This is a genomic window from Micromonospora sp. NPDC049230, from assembly GCF_040647875.1.
In the GTDB taxonomy this organism is placed as follows: Bacteria; Actinomycetota; Actinomycetes; order Mycobacteriales; family Micromonosporaceae; genus Micromonospora.
Genome location: NZ_JBEZCZ010000022.1, coordinates 80,020 through 95,792 on the forward strand (window position 1 = coordinate 80,020; position 15,773 = coordinate 95,792).

Annotated in this window: 11 protein-coding genes; 3 read left to right on the top strand and 8 right to left on the bottom strand. The window is 72.2% G+C overall.

The features are described 5' to 3' along the window. Positions 1–217: 217 nt before the first annotated feature. Complete coding sequence (locus AB0A95_RS19605) at positions 218–2,854, bottom strand: hypothetical protein (protein WP_357557167.1); 2,637 nt, start codon at positions 2,852–2,854, stop codon at positions 218–220. 272 nt (positions 2,855–3,126) lie between these two features. On the opposite strand from AB0A95_RS19605, the gene AB0A95_RS19610 reads away from it, so the two are divergent. Further along, positions 3,127–4,212: a hypothetical protein gene (locus AB0A95_RS19610; RefSeq protein ID WP_357557168.1), complete on the top strand. Its 1,086-nt coding sequence runs from the start codon at positions 3,127–3,129 to the stop codon at positions 4,210–4,212. A gap of 141 nt (positions 4,213–4,353) precedes the next feature. Here the strand turns inward: AB0A95_RS19610 and iolB are convergent, their stop codons facing one another. From iolB to AB0A95_RS19645, 7 genes are all read right to left on the bottom strand, one after another. Beyond that, a complete protein-coding gene (gene iolB, locus AB0A95_RS19615; protein ID WP_357557169.1) occupies positions 4,354–5,226 on the bottom strand; it encodes a 5-deoxy-glucuronate isomerase in 873 nt (290 codons plus the stop codon). Further along, a complete protein-coding gene (locus AB0A95_RS19620; RefSeq protein WP_357557171.1) occupies positions 5,223–6,407 on the bottom strand; it encodes a glycoside hydrolase family 88 protein in 1,185 nt (394 codons plus the stop codon). The genes iolB and AB0A95_RS19620 overlap by 4 nt, the downstream gene beginning before the upstream one ends. Positions 6,408–6,490: 83 nt before the next feature. Then, positions 6,491–7,168: a hypothetical protein gene (locus AB0A95_RS19625; protein ID WP_357557172.1), complete on the bottom strand. Its 678-nt coding sequence runs from the start codon at positions 7,166–7,168 to the stop codon at positions 6,491–6,493. A gap of 5 nt (positions 7,169–7,173) precedes the next feature. Next, on the bottom strand, positions 7,174–8,067 hold the full coding sequence (locus AB0A95_RS19630) for a carbohydrate ABC transporter permease (RefSeq protein WP_357557173.1): 894 nt from the start codon (positions 8,065–8,067) through the stop codon (positions 7,174–7,176). Further along, complete coding sequence (locus tag AB0A95_RS19635) at positions 8,067–8,930, bottom strand: sugar ABC transporter permease (RefSeq protein ID WP_357557174.1); 864 nt, start codon at positions 8,928–8,930, stop codon at positions 8,067–8,069. The genes AB0A95_RS19630 and AB0A95_RS19635 overlap by 1 nt, the downstream gene beginning before the upstream one ends. Positions 8,931–9,046: 116 nt before the next feature. Continuing rightward, on the bottom strand, positions 9,047–10,351 hold the full coding sequence (locus AB0A95_RS19640) for an extracellular solute-binding protein (RefSeq protein ID WP_357557175.1): 1,305 nt from the start codon (positions 10,349–10,351) through the stop codon (positions 9,047–9,049). Positions 10,352–10,393: 42 nt separating this feature from the next. Continuing rightward, positions 10,394–12,397, bottom strand: coding sequence for a DUF2264 domain-containing protein (locus AB0A95_RS19645; protein ID WP_357557176.1), 2,004 nt, complete (start codon positions 12,395–12,397; stop codon positions 10,394–10,396). Between the two features lie 265 nt (positions 12,398–12,662). Here AB0A95_RS19645 and AB0A95_RS19650 point away from each other — a divergent pair, with 265 nt between their 5' ends. Together AB0A95_RS19650 and AB0A95_RS19655 are read left to right on the top strand one after the other, a co-directional pair. Then, complete coding sequence (locus tag AB0A95_RS19650) at positions 12,663–14,618, top strand: heparinase II/III family protein (protein ID WP_357557178.1); 1,956 nt, start codon at positions 12,663–12,665, stop codon at positions 14,616–14,618. Then, the gene (locus AB0A95_RS19655) at positions 14,615–15,754 is read left to right on the top strand and encodes a substrate-binding domain-containing protein (protein WP_357557179.1); all 1,140 of its coding nucleotides are present in this window, start codon (positions 14,615–14,617) and stop codon (positions 15,752–15,754) included. Before AB0A95_RS19650 ends, AB0A95_RS19655 begins: the two co-directional genes overlap by 4 nt. Positions 15,755–15,773: the final 19 nt, after the last annotated feature.

Consider the following 15,773-nt stretch of genomic DNA (forward strand, 5'->3'; position numbering starts at 1 on the left):
CGCTGCTCGACGACGGCGTGCTGGCGCACGCCGCCCCATCGACGCTTCCCCGGCTGCCCACCGTCAGGTTGCCGCGCGGCCGCAGTGACAGCGCTCGCATCTCGGCTTCACCCCCCTGTCACACCCGCACCGGATGAGCATGCGACGGCGAGCGCCGACGCGGCGGTTTCCGACGCCGTACCGGCGGAGTTGGGGGTTATCCCTCATGACCGGAGGGTCAGTCGGCGCCGACGGACGCCCCGGTCTCCTCCAGGTAACCGAGCGGCGGACCGAGCAGCCGCTCGATGGTGTGGTCGTCGGTGAGCAGGCGAGGCGAGGCAGCTCTCCGCCGGGTCAGCGCCCGTTCCAGGCGGCTCAGCGCGCTCCGGTCGGCGTCGTCCAGACCGGACACGGACTGCTCGTCGGGCAACACCTCCCGCAACAGTACGGCGGTCGTCGGGATGCCGACGCGCTCCGCCGCCACCGCTCCCTCCCGGACGGCGAGCACCTTGAACCGGGCCCCGGCCAGGAACACCGCCTCGTCCAGATCCTGCCGCTCGGCCAGCGCGCCGGCCTGCCGTGCCGTACGCGACCAGACCAGGTAGTCGACGTCGGCACCCTCCACGGCGAGGTCGGTGGCGCCGCTGACACTGCGGAAGCCGGGCTCCACCAGGAGGCCGCCCTCGGGGTAGAGGTGTCGCGCCTGGTCGGCCACCCGCCCCTGGCAGAGCATCGCCCGGCGGTAGGGCGGCAGGCGACGCAACCCGGACACCAGGCACGGCAGGTAGCCCGGCAGGCTCGGTGCCCGCCCGGCACGCAGTCCCGCGTTGAGTCGGGCCGCCCCCGCCTCCGACCGACCGAAGAAGACATGCACGGCGACGAAGTCCGTCTTCGCCGACGCGGAGGTGCCCTGCCGCAGCGCGGGCCACGCGGCCAGGGCGGCGTTGACGGTGGTGATCGAGTCGGTGAAGGCCGGGCCGAGGCTGGCGGCGAGATCACGCTGTTCCGCAGCGGTGCTGGCCCGGTCCTCGACGGGGTCCGCCACGGCCGGCGCGTAACTGTGCACCGCACGCCCGACGGGGTACGCGGCGGGCACGCCTCGATGCGAGGGGGTGAGCGCTCCTTCGCCTGCCGAGGCGGGGGCGCTGGCGACAACCGGGCGTTCGGGCTCGCCCAGGTACGGCCCGGAGCTGGTGATCACCGGTGGCGGACCGGCGGCCGGTCGATGCGGTGGCGGGGGCTCGCCGGTCAGATCCTGCGCGCCCGGTTGGCCGACAGCGCTCGGCAGCGCCTCGGCGGCGGCAGCCGACCGTCTCGCGACCGGCAGGGACTCCACGCGTCGCCGCGCCGCGACGGCCGGGGCCGCCGGATCGACGAACTGGTGCGCGGCCCCGACCGACGCCGCCGGCTCCACGGAACGTTGCGCCGTCCTGGCTGGCGCAGCCGGATCCGCGAACTGGTGCGCGGCGGCCGGCGGCCAGCCCCGCGCCGGGGCCTCCGCCGACGTGGCGTCGACCGCCGCCGCAGGCGGACGCGGTGACAGCGGCACCGCCAACGTCGCCTGGTCCGCGACTCTGCTCGGCCGATCGGTCGCCACGGGAGGTCGGCCGGCGCCCGTCGCCGAGGTCGCCCGGGCGTCCGCCGGCAGCCCCGCACGGGGTGCCGCCTCGGCGCGCAGCGCCGCTTCCAGGCGTACCCTCGTCGGCTCTCCGGTCTGCCCCACCAGGGTGAGGCCCGGCGCTGCGCCGGCCCCGGCGAGCATCCGGCACAGTTTGTCGACCAACCGGTCGGAGTCGCGGACGTCGACCGCCAGCACCCACTCGGCGGGGTCGACGAAGGCCATGCCGTCGGGCTGACGGGCACCAGCCGTGCGCAGCAGGACACCGGCTGGGACCACCTCGGCGAGCAGGTCCGGCACTGTCGCGTGGCGGTAGAGCCGGCTGCTGGCGCGTACCCAACCGTCGCTGAGCACGGGTGGTGGCTGGCCGGACGCCCGTCGGTGCTGGCCCGGCTCGGGCGCCGCGATCGGCTCGGCGACGGCGGCCGACTCGTCGAGGGCCGCCGCGAGTGCGGTCACCCAGTCGGCGCGCGGTGGTGGTGCCGTCGGGTCGAGCAGTGCCGTCTCGATCCGAACGATCGTCCTCGCCGGCAGATCCGCGAAGAGCCCGGCGAGGGACCAGGGATCCGGTGGTGGTTCGCCGACATGGCGCAGGAGCAGCGACGGCCGGTGTCGGTCCACCGGCATGTCGTAGGCCGGGTCGCCCACCGCAGCGGGTGCGGCGGCCGAGGCACGCAGCAGCACTCCGGCGGGGACGGGATCGGCCACCAGCCCGGGCAGCACCACCGCCTGGTCCGGCAACGCCGGCTCCCAGGACGGGACCGGGTAACGGTTGCCGACCACCGGGCTGCTGGCGCCCGGCCGGAAGGACCGCCAACCCCAGGCGCCCGTGCCGCCCGCCGCGTAGAGGGTGCCGTCCGGTGTGGCGTGGACGGGACCGTCCGGGGCGAGCAGTTCGACGCCGGTGCGGGCCGCCAGCCGGGTCAGCCAGGAGGCGTACGCCTCGTCCGGCCGGCCGAGGCCGCTCGCGGCCACCCAGACCCGGCCGACGCCCCACTCCTGGGCCGCACCCTCGACCACACCGCGCAACACGCCACCGCAGGCGGCGCTGCGCACGGCGCGCTCGGAGGTCAGGACCAGCACGTCGTCGGACGCCGCGACGGCGGTACGCACCAGCTGCCACAGCAACGACGGCGGATCGTCCCCGTGTGAGATCACCGCGGCCGAGCCGTGCCACTCCACGAACAGGTCGTGGCCGGGGGGTGCTTCGACGCGGACCGGTCGGCGGAGCCAGCGCGGCAACCACAGCAGCGCCATCCGCCTCGGACCCCCGTTCGTCGGGGTCTCGAACCAGCCGCACCCCGATGTGCTGAGACTGACGCACCGTCGCGGCCACGGCGTCGGCCGCCGGCCGGCGGTGTCGGTTCCGGGGGAAATCCCCCGCCAGCGGCCAACCCGCCGGAGGATCGCCCAACAGCTCGATCCGGAGTGGCGGACAGCCGACTCTGCGGCACGAGGTTGCCGACTGTGATCATGAAGTTACCGCGCGCACACTCCCTCCGGCATGTTCTCGTCGAGTGGAGGAACAGATGCGTCTCCGATCGTTCGTCACCGCGGCACTGGCGGCCGTCCTGGCCGCCGGGGCACTCGCGCCGCCGGCACCGGCCGCGGCGGCCACCGCCGACCGCTGGGGCTTCGCGTACGTCAAGGACCCCACCGTCGCGGTCTGGACCGTGCTGGACACCAGCCGGCAGTGGGGTAGCTGGAAGACCGCGTTCCCGGCCGCCTGGGCCGACGGCATCAAGCTCGCGCCCGGCCGGTTCCAGGTGCGTTTCCCACAGGTGGGTGCCGGCGCGCGGGGCGTGCCGCACGTAACTCCGGTGAACCGGACCGGGCACTACTGCGAGGTGGTCCGCTGGTTCCAGTCCGGCACCGACGAGATCGTCGACGTGCAGTGCCACAGGCCGGGCGGTACGCGCGAGGACACTCCGTTCACCGTGCTCTGGACGACAAGCTCGGGCGTGCTGCCGGCCGGCACCTCCCACGCGTACGTGCAGTGGGGCGGCGGCGCGCTGGTGCAGTCGTACAACTCCACGGGTGTGGTGAACACTGTCGGGCCGCTGGGCGTCGGGCAGTACCTGGTGCGGCTGCCCGGGGTGGGACTGGCCGGGGTGCTCGCCGGCAACGTGCAGGTCACCGCCGGGCAGCCGAACGCCGGTCCCCGCCGGTGCAAGGTCTACTCCTGGAACGCGGTCGGCACCGGCGTGGAGGTGTACGTCTTCTGCTACGACCAGGCCGGCGCGTTCGTCAACACCGACTTCACCCTCTCCTACCACCGTCGGCGGCCGGTGATCGGCTCTCTCGCCCCACCGTCGTACTTCGGTTACCTGGGTACCGCCGTCGGCGGTCCGACGAACGACAACTCGGTGCTCGGTGTCGGCGCGAACACTGTGGCAGCGCTGGCGCCCGCCGGCCGCTACCTGGCGACCTTCCCGCAGGTCGGTCTCAAGGAGACGCACGCTCAGGTGGTGGCGCAGGGCGCCGGCAGTAACTACTGCCACCTCACCCAACCCTGGCCGTACACCACGAACGCCGACATCGACGTGATCTGCTTCGACAACGCCGGCGTGGTCACCCCACACCGCTTCCTGGCCACGTTCACCTCCCGGCTCTGACGCCGGGCCGTACCGGCGGCGACCGTCCCCCGGCCGCCGCCCGCCAGCGGTGACCGTCGGGTCACCGCTGGCGGCGGTACGGCGAGCGCGCACGCCGGTCGCGGTCCGGCCGTCGAGGCGGCCGGTGTCCGCGAACCGTCGCTACAGGCCCAGGCTGCGCAGGGTTGGCACGGTCTGGCCCACCCAGGCGAGGTCGGCGTCCTCGCGGGCGCCCTGGGTGCGCTGTGTGCCGGCCAGGAACCACAGGAAGTAGGTGGTGTAGCCGGGTGCGCTGACCACCGTGTGGTAGCCCTCGGGCATCATCTGCATCACGTGGTCACGGATGGTGACGTTCTCCTCGTACCCCTCGTCGGTGTAGACCCGGCTGATGCCGAACCCGTTCTCCGGGCTGACGCGGTAGTAGTACATCTCCTCGTGCGCGGCCTCGGCAGGCAGGTCGTCGACCTTGTGGCGGTGTGGCGGGTAGGTGCTCCAGTTGCCTGAGGGTGTGTACGTCTCGCCGACGATGAGCCGGCGGGCGGGCAGCTCCGGCTGGGCGATCTCGGTGAGGATCTGGTGGTAGTCGCGGCCGAAGTTGGCCGCTCCCCATTGGCCGGTCGCGACCTGCTCCGGCGCGATGACGTAGGGGTCGGTGGCCAGGTCGCTGGGTGCGCTGGGGAGGGCGATCTCCACGTCGGTGACGGCCTCGACGGTGATCGAGGAGCCGGCCGGGAGGTAGACCGAGTGCGGCTTGCCGGAGAAGACGTCGGCACGCTGGCCGACCTGCGGGAAGTGGTGGCCGGCGACGGTGAAGTCGGCAGTGCCGCCGAGGATGACGGCCAGGATCTCCCGGTCACCGGACTCGCCGGTCCAGGACTCGCCGGCCGACAGTCGCAGCAGGGTGAAGTCCAGCAGCCGGCAGGGATTGACGGGCAGCTCGTTCCGGCCGTCGCCGGCGGGAATGGTGCAGTGATAGCGGTAGTCCATTGTCACCTTTCGGATTGCGGGGCGGTGCGGGTCGGTCGCGGTGGTCACCAGGGGCTGGTCCAGCCGGGGATGGTGGCGCGGGTGAGGGCTTCCAGGTAGAAGTAGTCGCCCCACAGGGTGCCCTCGTCGACGCCGATGTCCTTGGGCTTGTCGTACACGCCGTGCAGGAGCAGCGCGTTCGAGCCCGGCTGGCCGCCGGTGGAGTAGTGGTCGATGAGCGAGCGCAGGATCGCGGCGGCGGCCTTGCGGTACCGGTCGGCACTGGCCGGGTCGGTGAGGCCGTCGGCCAGTTCGACGAGGCCGCACGCGGCGATGGCCGCGGCGGAACTGTCCCGCTCCTGGCCGCTGCCGTCGCCGAACTCCAGATCCCAGTACGCCACGTGGTCGTCGGGCAGGCAGGCGAGGAAGTGGTCGGCGCAGGTCCGCGCGGCGGCCAGCAGCGCGGGGTCGCCGATGTGCCGGTGGTTGAGGCTGAAACCGTAGATGCCCCAGGCCTGCCCGCGGGCCCAGCAGGAGTGGTCGGCGTGGCCCTGCTCGGTCTCCCCGCGCAGCGGCGCGCCGCTGTCCGTGTCCCAGTAGAAGGTGTGGAAGGTGGTGCCGTCCGGACGCAGGATGTGCTGGCGCAGTTGGGCGGTGTGCCGGCGGGCCGCGGCGGCGTAGCGGTCGTCGCCGGTGGTCTGGCTCGCCCAGAAGAGCAGCGGCGTGTTCATGAGGCTGTCGATGATCGTGCGGCCGCGTTGGCGGGGGTCGTTCAGGTCGCCCCAGGCCTGGATGATTCCGGCGGGTTCGAGGACACGCGTCATCAGGTGGTCGGCGGCGGCGAGAGCCGCGTCGCGGGCCCGCGGGTCGCCGGTACGACGCGCCGCGGTGACGCAGGACAGGGTGTAGAGGAACCCGAGGTCGTGGGTGTCCAGGTCGACGCCGCGGTGCACCCGATCGGCGAAGCTGTCCACGTGCGACAGTGCGGCCCGCAGGTGGCGGTCGTCACCGCTCAGGTCGTGTGCCAGCCAGAGCTGGCCGGGCCAGAAACTGGTGGTCCAGCCGACGTTGGCGCCCTCGGGCTGGCCAGCGCTCGGTGGCCGCAGCGGGTAGCGGTTGGCGTCGGTGGTGTCCGCGGGATACCGGTCGCCGAACGTGGCGATGTTCGCGTCGACGGTGCGTATCGCGGCGGCCACCGCGGCCGCCGTGGCCTCTGCGTCGGAGCTGGGACGGACGTCGGTCGCCGTCATGGATGCTGTTCTCCCTCGTGGGTCCGGTCCGGTGCCGGGCAGGTGTGTCGTCGGCGTCCGGGCTCGGTGGCGAAACGTGGTGGTCAGATGCCTTGGGGTGCGGCCGTCGGTGGGTCGAGGGCGGCGCGCAGGGTGAAGCGGCTGTTGGCCCAGACGACGTAGAGCAGCGGCGCGGCGGCGAGGCCGAGCGCGATCGCGGGGCGGGCCGCCAGAAGCTGGGCGAGCAGCGCGAGCACGAGCAGGGACACGGCGGTGAGATACCACCGGCGAACCGCCAGGTACACGCAGGTACGGGCCACCTCGCGCAGTGGCGCGGTGGGGCGCTCGGCGATGGTCACCAACCCGAGCAGCGTGGTCGCCACGGTGAGGACGATCAGGGTCGCCAGCACCGGCAGGGCGAGTGCCCCGACCCGGTGGCCCCACGCGGCGCGGGCGTCGACGGCGAGCACCACCAGGGCGGCCATCGCCGTCGCCGTCCAGAGCATCGCCGGTCGGGCGGTGGCCCGCCAGGCGCGGCCGTAGGTGCGCAGCACGCCGCCGGTGTCGCCGGCCGAGTAGGCGGACATGACCGCGAAGGCCGCACAGAGCCCCGGCGCGCAGAGCGGGGCGGTCAGCGCGTACAGCGGCCAGGAGCGCGCCGCGTCGGTGGTGAACGCGAGCGTCACCAGTGGCAGGCAACCGAGCACCAGCAGCAGGTTGGTGACGAGCGCGACGTAGAACCCGTCGAAGACGGCGGTGATGGTGTGGTGGCGCGAGCGCATGGACCTCACCCCTTCAGTCCGGTCGAGGCGACGCCCTCGATGAAGTAGCGCTGGCCGAGCAGGAAGATGACAGCGACGGGCAGCACGGACAGCACCGAGCCCGTCATGATCAGCGCGTACTCGGCGTTGTACTGGGAGATGAAGGTGTTCAGCCCCAACTGGATGGTGCGCAGTTCCGGACTGCGCAGGTAGACGAGCGGGCCGAGGTAGTCGTTCCAGGTGGTCGTGAACATGAGCAGGGCCAGGCTGGCGAGCGCCGGCCGGGACAGCGGCAGAATGATCCGTCGGTAGATGCCGTACTCGCTGAGCCCGTCGACCCGCGCCGCTTCGCTGAGCTCCTCGGGGATGGTCTCGTAGAACTGCTTCATCAGGAACACGCCGATCGCGCCGAACGCCTGGATCGCGACGATCGACCACAGCGTGTTCGACAGGTGCAGCTTCGACATGAGGATGAACTGCGGAATCATGTACGACTGCCACGGCACCGCGATCGTCCCGACGTACGCCAGGAAGAGCAGGTTGCGGCCGGGGAAGCGGACGCGGGCGAAGCCGTAGGCCGCGAAGCTGCCGGTGAGCACCTGGAGGAAGGTGACGATCACCGACAGCAGCAGGGTGTTCCACAGCCACGTCGTCATGTCCGAGCGCTGCCAGATGTCGACGTAGTTTCGCCACACCACCGGGTCGGGGAGCCAGGTGATCGGGATGGTGAAGACGTCGTTGTTCGTCTTCAACGACGCCACCACCATCCAGAAGAACGGCAGCAGCAGCCCGATCGCCGCGAGCACGAGAGCGGCGTACCCGAGGAGCCGCCCGCCCAGGGACCGGACCGGTCGGCGGGGCGCGCGGTTGCCGGGCGCGGCGACGGCCGGGGTGGGCAGGGAGAGGTCGGTCGCGGTCATCAGCTGTTCCTCCGCTTGTTGACCATGAACTGGATGACCGTGATGCCGAAGCAGATGGCGAACAGGACGATGGAGACCGCCGAGGCGTAGCCGAACTGGTTCTCCTCGAAGCCCTTCTGGTAGATGTACTGCGAGAGCACAAGCGTCGACTGGCCCGGTCCGCCGCCGGTCATCACGAGGATGAGGTCGAAGACCTTGAAGCTTTCGATGGTGAGCAGCACCGTGACGAAGAAGGTCGTGGTTCGTAACCCGGGGAGGGTCACGTGCAGGAACCGCTGCCACGGTGAGGCGCCGTCGGTCTCGGCCGCCTCGTAGAGCTGCGCCGGGATGGTCTGTAGGCCGGCCAGGAACAGCAGCATGTAGTAGCCCATGTACCGCCAGGTGCCGACGATGATCACCGCCGGCATCGACCAGGTCGCCGACGCGGTCCAGCCCGGCGGGTTGTCCACCCCGACGGCGCCGAGGAGAGCGTTGATCGGGCCGTACTCCGGGCTGAACAGCTGGTTCCAGACGACAGCGATCGCCACGATCGAGGTGATGTAGGGGAAGAAGGCGATGGTGCGGAAGAACCGCACGCCGCGCAGTTTGCGGTTGAGCAGCAGCGCCAGCCCGAGTGCTGCCGCGAGGGTCAGCGGGATGTGGAAGACGGCGTAGTAGACGGTGTTGCGCAGTGCCGTCCAGAAGCTCGTGTCGTCCCACATCCGCCGGAAGTTGGCGGTGCCGGTCCACTCGGCCACCCCGAAGACGTTCCAGTTGGTGAACGCCACGTAGAACAACACGACGACGGGTAGCAGGGTGAGCAGGGCGAAGCCGAGGAAGTTGGGGAGGATGAACGACCAGCCGGCGACAGTGTTGCGCGACACCAGCCGCCGGTTCCTGGGTCTCGTGCGCGGCAATGTTGCCATAGGGAGTCTCCGGAAGCGTTCAGCATGGCGGCGGGACCGGCGTGCGGCTCAGGCGCGCCGGGCCCGCCATCAGCTCACTGGTTGAGGACTTCGTTCTTGGCGCGGGTCTGCGCCTTGCTCAGCTCCGCGTCGACGCCCTTGCTGTCGGAGAGGATCGCCGAGTGCGTCTCGTTGAGGAGGTTCTGGAGACCGGCGGTGTGCTTCGACACCGGGTTCTCCGGCTTGATGGTGTGCTTGGAGTAGGCGAACTTCGACAGCTCGTCCTGCGGTACGCCATCAAGTCCGAACAGCGTCGCGGTGACCGCGTCGGTGACCTGGGCCGGGGTGATGCCGATCCCGGCCAGCGCCTTGCCGGCCTCCGGGCCGGCCGCGTACTTGAGGAAGTCCTTGGCCGCGGCGGTCTTGGACTTGCTGATCTTCGGGTTGATGCCCAAGCCGGTCGGGTCGCCGAAGGTGACAGGCGTGGCGGAGGTGCCGGTGGTGGACTTGTCGAACTGCGGCGCCGGCGCGATCCCCCACTGGAACTTGTCGGCGTCACCGCTCTTTCGCTGGTTGAGCAGCGTGGCCACGTACCAGGTGCCCATCAGCAGCATCGCCGACTGCTGCTTGCCGAACTGCGCCTGGTAGGTGAGCTTGTTGGTCTTCGCGGTGCCGAAGGTCGGCTGCGCGCCGGCCGCCTGCAAATCCAGGGACCGCTCGTAGTACGGCTTCAGGTAGCCGAAGTTCCCGGAGAGCAGGTCGGCGTTCGGGGTCTGGGCGAGTGCGAAACCCTGCACCGTCGACTGGAAGGTGTGCTGGTACGCGCCCGTCGCGTTCGAGCCGGCCCCCTTCAGCCCGGTGTGCAGTCGCTTCGCCGCGTCGGTGTAGTCGTCCCAGGTCCAACTGCCGTCCGGCGGCGTCACCTTCGCCTTCGCGAACAGGTCCTTGTTGTAGAACAGCACCCAGGAGTCCTGCCGGTACGGCACCGCGTACGCCTTGCCGTCCACCTGGTACGACGCGAGCCCCGGGGCCGAGCCGAGACCGGAGGCGGCGTCGGAGACGTCGAGCAGCTGACCGCCGCTCTGGTACGTGTAGAAGTTCTTGAGGTTCTTCATGACGTACACGTCCGGCGCGGTGCCGGCGGCCAGGTCCGTGATCATCTGGGTGTCGTAGTCGTTGCCCGGGGCGTACTCCTTGAGCTCCACCGTCACGTTCGGGTGGGTCGCCTTGAAGCCGTCGGCGAGCGTCTTGAACTCCGGCGTGGACGACAGGCTCCAGCCGGCCAGGGTGATCGTCACCGGTGCGTTGGGGTCGACTGGCTCGTCTCCGCCCCCGCAACCGGCGAGAACAAGCGTCAGGGCCGTCGCAGCGCTGATGACGGCCGGTATCGCACGCTTCATCCCTTTCTCCTTCAGGTCAAGGGCCCGGACGGGCCCGCACTGCTACCAGGCCGCTTGGGTGGGCCTGGGATGCTCCGTGTCCAGACGGGTCGACGTGCTGATCCCGTCGGGCCAGTCGACCGCCAGGTGGAGGCCGTGGCCGTCCTCGTCGACCACGGCCTGGCACGCCTGCCCGGCCGTGGCGACCGGCGCCCCGGACAACTCGGTGAGGGCGGCGACCCATGCGCCCGGCCGGACGGGGTGGTCCAGCCAGGGCACGACCAGCCCGCCGGCCAGGGGCCCGCCGTGCGCGACTGTGGTGGCGCCGGCCGTCCCGTCGCCGTGCACGCTCTCGAGCCTGCTGGTCAGGCCGGCGCCGGTCACTGTCGCCACCCCGCGGCGGAGGTCGGCCGTCGCGTCCCCGGCGATGGCCCAGCCGCCGATCCGCAGCCGCAGCGCAGCCGCGTCGACGCCGTCGGCGAGGCCGTCGACGCGGGTCAGACGCAGCTCCCAGGGGCCCCGGACCAGCGAGTACACGGTGAGGTCCCCGGCCGGTTCGTACCGGCCCACGAGGCCGCCGCCGTGGTCGCGCTGGCCCGGTTCCGGGTCGACCCAGTGGGCGAGGGCACGTGACCCGGCCACACCCACGTCGTCGGTGTCGACGCGCACGGTCAGCAGGCGCATGCCGGCGCGGTGGGTGACCCGGCCCGCGTCGTCGACGAGAGTGACGGACTGGTCGAGCGGGTTGGCCCAGCCGCTGTCGTCGAGGACGGGGGTGGTGGCGGTGGAGTAGCCCAGGCGGGCGTAGAGCGGGGAATCCGATACGGTGGCGCCCTCGACGGCGTGGTCGGTGCCGTGGTTGACGACGCGCACGATGCCGTCGGCGCGGGTGCCGGAGACCAGCCAGCCGGGCGCGGGTACCGCCCGCAGCGTGTCCCGCTCCTGCACCGGCAGCGGCTCCTCGGGAGTCGTCCACACCGGATGGTCGGCGGGTAGCGCGATGCCGAGCAGACCCTTGCTGGCCCAGTACGGCGAGCCTGGCCCGGAGTACGACTGCGCCAGTCGGGGCCACGGCCCGTGCCAGCCGAGGGTGAGCAGGCCGCGTTCGTCCGGGGCGCCGTTGGCGACGAAGTGGCGCACGACGCGGGTGGCCGCGCCCCGCAACCGGCCGAGGCTGACCGAGGGCACGCCGGCGATGGCGCCGACCCAGAACGGTGCCGCCGCGGCGAAGCGGTAGGTCAGGCTTCGCCCCTGGAGCAGCGGTGCTCCGTCGGCGCCCACGAGCGCGACAGCATCGGTCAGGAAGCGGTCGAGGCCGGCCAGGTCCCGTTCGCGGCGCGGCTCGGCCAGGTCGGCGGCGCCGGCCATCCGGGCCCACAGCGTCGGGTAGAGGTGCAGGGCCCAGCCCACATAGTGGTCGTAGGAGCGCTCCGGCCCGTCGGACAGCCAGCCGTCCCCGCGGACGAAGCCGTCGTGCGTGCTCAGGTCCTCGTTCATCTCGTCGAGCGAGTGCGGCCCGCCCACCGAGCGCAGGAACGTCTGGACGACAAGCCGGAACCAGACCCAGTTGATCCGTGGGTACGTGTCGTCGCCGACCGCCGGGCGCAGATAGTCCACCACCCGCTCGCGCACCGCGGACGGCAGCCGGTCCCAGATCCACGGGCGGGTCAGGTCCAGGACCAGCGCGATGGAGGCGGCCTCCACCTTGGCCTGGGGGTGCTCGTCCAGGCGCACCCAGCGGTCCGGGGATCTCGGGTCGGTGCCGGCGGCGATGCCGGCCGCGTACCTGTCGACGAGTTCGTCGGTGCCCACTCCCCGGGCGCCCGCGATACGGAAGCCGGCCAGCAGGAAGGTGCGGGCGAAACCCTCCAGGCCGTCGACGGCCCGCCCGTAGCCGCCCTCCGGCCCGGGAAACGTGACGAGGGCGTGCCCGGGCGACGCGAACGGCCGGGCGGCGGCGAGCATCCGGTCGGCGAGGGCCAACCAGTCGTCCCGGCTCCAGGTCGCGGCGAGATCGGCAGCCGAGCGTGGCCCCGGTGCCGGCTGGCCGGTCGTCCCGAACGTCATCCGAGGTCCTGTCGCATCGATCCGTCTCCGTGGCAGGTGGCGAGCGGGGCGTGCCCCGGAATGTGACGCGCAGGCATCCGCAGCGTTTCCGAAGTAAAACGCTCACAACAGAGCAAGTCAATGCCTCTCTTCCACCGATGTGAGCACACCTGATCAGAAGGACGCACGATGCTGCCTCCTTGCGGTGCCGCTGCGGACCCTCGACCACCATAAGTGCTCTGATACGATCAGAACCGTTCAGACTCGCTCTACCGTCCGAGGGGCCATGACCGTCGCAGAGCGCTTCGCGGGCCCTCTGGCTGCGGCCTGGCCGGGCAACCGCACGGCCCTGCTGGCCCTGGCACTCGCGCCACCGGACGGATCGTTGCCGGTGCCGCCGGCGCGTGAGCGTGCGGTGTGGGCGCACCCGCACGCCCCCACGATGCGGCGGCTGCGCAGCCGGGCCGAGGGCGACATCGCCGCCCCCTGGCCACTCCCCCTGGCCCACCAGTACGCCAGGTACTTCCGCGACGGCGAACGCGACACCTACGAGCAGGTGGTCTTCGCCCGGCAGCGGCGGCTGACCCGGGCCGCCGTGCTGGCCGCTGTCACCCTCGACCCGGCCTGGCTGGACGAGGTGGTCGACGGCGTGACCCTGCTGTGCGAGCAGAGCAGCTGGTGCTGGCCAGCGCACGACGACACCCGCGCCGTGCACGGCGCGGTGCTGCCGACAGTGACCGATCCCTATCTCGACCTCGGCGCGGGCGAGGTCGCCGCCCAACTGGCCTGGATCGACCACCTGCTCGGCGAACCGCTCGACGCACACGCCCCTGGCCTGCGGGCCCGGATCCGGCACGAGGTGGACAGGCGCGTGCTCACACCGTTCGCCGAGCGCCGCGACTGGCACTGGCTCGGCCTCGACGGCGACGTGCACAACTGGAGCCCGTGGATCCACGGCAACGTGCTCGTCGCCGCGCTGCGCCTGGTGCAGGACCCACCCCGGCGCGTCGGGCTTGTCGACCTGGTGGTCGAGGGGCTCGACCGGTACGTGGCGTCGCTGCCCGCCGACGGCGCCATCGACGAGGGCTACGGCTACTGGTGGAACGGCGCGTGTCGGGCCCACGAGGCACTCGACCTGCTCGCCCACGCCACCGGTGGCGCGTTCGACGGCGTGCCGGGCGACGCCCTGCGGCACACCGTCGCCTTCCCCCACCGGATGCACCTGGGCGGCGACTGGTACCTCAACAACGCCGACGGGTCGGCCCGGCCCTCCGGGGGCCAGCCCTGGCGCGCCCTGCACCGGGCCGCCCGCCGGGTCGGGGACCGGGACGCGGTGGCGTACGCCGCCGCGCACCGCCGTCCGGACGCGCCCGTCGCGGACGAGGAACACGGCCTGGGCCGGCTGCTGCTGGCGTTGACCGACCCGGCGTGGGTCGCCGCCACCCCGGCGGCCCCGCCGCTGCCCCGCGACGTGTGGCTGCCCTCCGTGCACGTGCTGCTCACCCGCGCGGCGGCCGGCAGCCCCCGCGGGCTGACCCTGGCGGCCAAGGGCGGGCACAACGGCGAACACCACAACCACAACGACGTCGGCAACATCGTGGTGGCCCTCAACGGGGTGCCGGTGATCGTCGACGCCGGGCGTCCCACCTACACGGCGCAAACCTTCGGCCCCGGCCGGTACGACATCTGGACCATGCGCAGCGACTGGCACAACGTCCCACACATCCGCGGCACCGAGCAGGCGCCCGGCCACACCCACGCCGCCCGGCACACCACCGCCACCACCGACGACACCGACGCCGAGGTGCGTCTGGACCTCGCCGGGGCCTACCCGCGCGCGGATGTCCGGCACTGGTGGCGCAGCTCCCGACTGGACCGCCGGGGTGGACGGGTCGTCATCGTCGACTCCTGGGAGCTCGACCCCGGGGACCCCGACCCGGCCGAGGCCGCCCCGCCGACCCTCGTCCACCTGCTCGTCGCCGGTCGGGTACGCCTCGGCGACGGCCGCGCCGAGGTCACCGCGCTGGACGGCGCCGGCCGACTCGGGCTCAGCTGGCAGCCGGCCTCGGCGCCCTGCGCCGTGACGATCCGGCAGATCACGGACCCCCTGCTCCTCGACGTGTGGGGAGACCAGCTGACCCGGCTCGCGATCGACGTCACCGCGTTCGGTCCGGCCGGCGAGCTCGTCGTCATCATGCAAGAGCTCCCGCCGCACGAAGCGTTCCTCGGAGGTCCCCCATGACCAAGGACAATCCCGTCGTCACCACGACGGAGTCCTCCCGCGGGCCGCTCCAGGTGGTCCGCCGCCAGCAGCTGTTGGCAGCCCTGCAACGCGACGGCTCGATGCGCATCTCCGACCTGTCGCACGTGCTCGGCGCCGCGCCGGTCACCATCCGACGCGACATCGCCGAGCTCGCCGCCGAGGGGCTGGTCCGCCGGGTCCACGGTGGGGTCGCCCTGATCCTGCCGGACGACGCCCCGACGGCCGACGAGTCACCCGCAGCGGGCCAGGACCCGCTGGTCGGGCGCACCCTCGGCATGCTCGTGCCCTCGTTGGACTACTACTGGCCGGACGTGGCTCGCGGCGTCGAGGGGGCCGCCCGCGAGCTCGACATGCGTGTGGTTCTGCGCGGCTCCTCCTACGACAGCGAGGACGACCAGCCGCAACTGGCCCGCCTGGTCGGGCGGATGGGCGTCGACGCCCTGATCATCGCGCCGAGCATGGACGCACCGAGCGCCGAGCGCACCATCGAGTGGCTGGACCAGGTCGACGTCCCGGTCGTCCTGCTGGAACGGACCGCCACGGTGGGCAGCCACCACGCCGTCATGGAGTCGGTGGTCACCGACCACGCGCTCGGCGCGGCAATGGCGGTACGCCACCTCACCTCCCTCGGCCACCGCAAGGTCGGCCTGGTGCTCGACGCCAACAGCCCCACCAGCCAGCACGTACGACGCGGTTGGCTCGACGCCACGAGCGAGTGTGGCCTCGACTCGGACGCGACGGTGGTGGCAGTGGTGCCGGACACACGGTCACCGGAACGGGACACCGTCCTCGACGGTGTCCTGGACAGGTGCCGGGCGACCGGGACGACGGCACTGCTGGTGCATGCCGACGCCGAGGCGATCGCACTGGTGCAGCACTGCGAGAAGCGACACCTGTCCGTTCCCGGCGACCTGTCCATCGTGGCGTACGACGACGAGGTCGCCGGGCTCTTCAGCCCGCCGCTGACCGCGGTCCGACCGCCGCGACGCTCGATCGGACGCGCCGCCGTGCGTCTCGTCGCCGACCGGCTCGCCGACCCCGACCGCCCCACCCACCGGGTCGTCATCAGCCCCGCACTACGGATCCGGGGGTCGAGCGCGCCGCCACCCGCCTAGGGCGGGTGTCAAGGTCCTC

Coding starts and splice junctions, on each gene's coding strand:
- AB0A95_RS19605 (WP_357557167.1), bottom strand. CDS start 2,854: ATGGCGCTGCTGTGGTTGCCGCGCTGGCTCCGCCGACCGGTCCGCGTC.
- AB0A95_RS19610 (WP_357557168.1), top strand. CDS start 3,127: ATGCGTCTCCGATCGTTCGTCACCGCGGCACTGGCGGCCGTCCTGGCC.
- AB0A95_RS19620 (WP_357557171.1), bottom strand. CDS start 6,407: ATGACGGCGACCGACGTCCGTCCCAGCTCCGACGCAGAGGCCACGGCG.
- AB0A95_RS19625 (WP_357557172.1), bottom strand. CDS start 7,168: ATGCGCTCGCGCCACCACACCATCACCGCCGTCTTCGACGGGTTCTAC.
- AB0A95_RS19630 (WP_357557173.1), bottom strand. CDS start 8,067: ATGACCGCGACCGACCTCTCCCTGCCCACCCCGGCCGTCGCCGCGCCC.
- AB0A95_RS19640 (WP_357557175.1), bottom strand. CDS start 10,351: ATGAAGCGTGCGATACCGGCCGTCATCAGCGCTGCGACGGCCCTGACG.
- AB0A95_RS19645 (WP_357557176.1), bottom strand. CDS start 12,397: ATGACGTTCGGGACGACCGGCCAGCCGGCACCGGGGCCACGCTCGGCT.
- AB0A95_RS19650 (WP_357557178.1), top strand. CDS start 12,663: ATGACCGTCGCAGAGCGCTTCGCGGGCCCTCTGGCTGCGGCCTGGCCG.
- AB0A95_RS19655 (WP_357557179.1), top strand. CDS start 14,615: ATGACCAAGGACAATCCCGTCGTCACCACGACGGAGTCCTCCCGCGGG.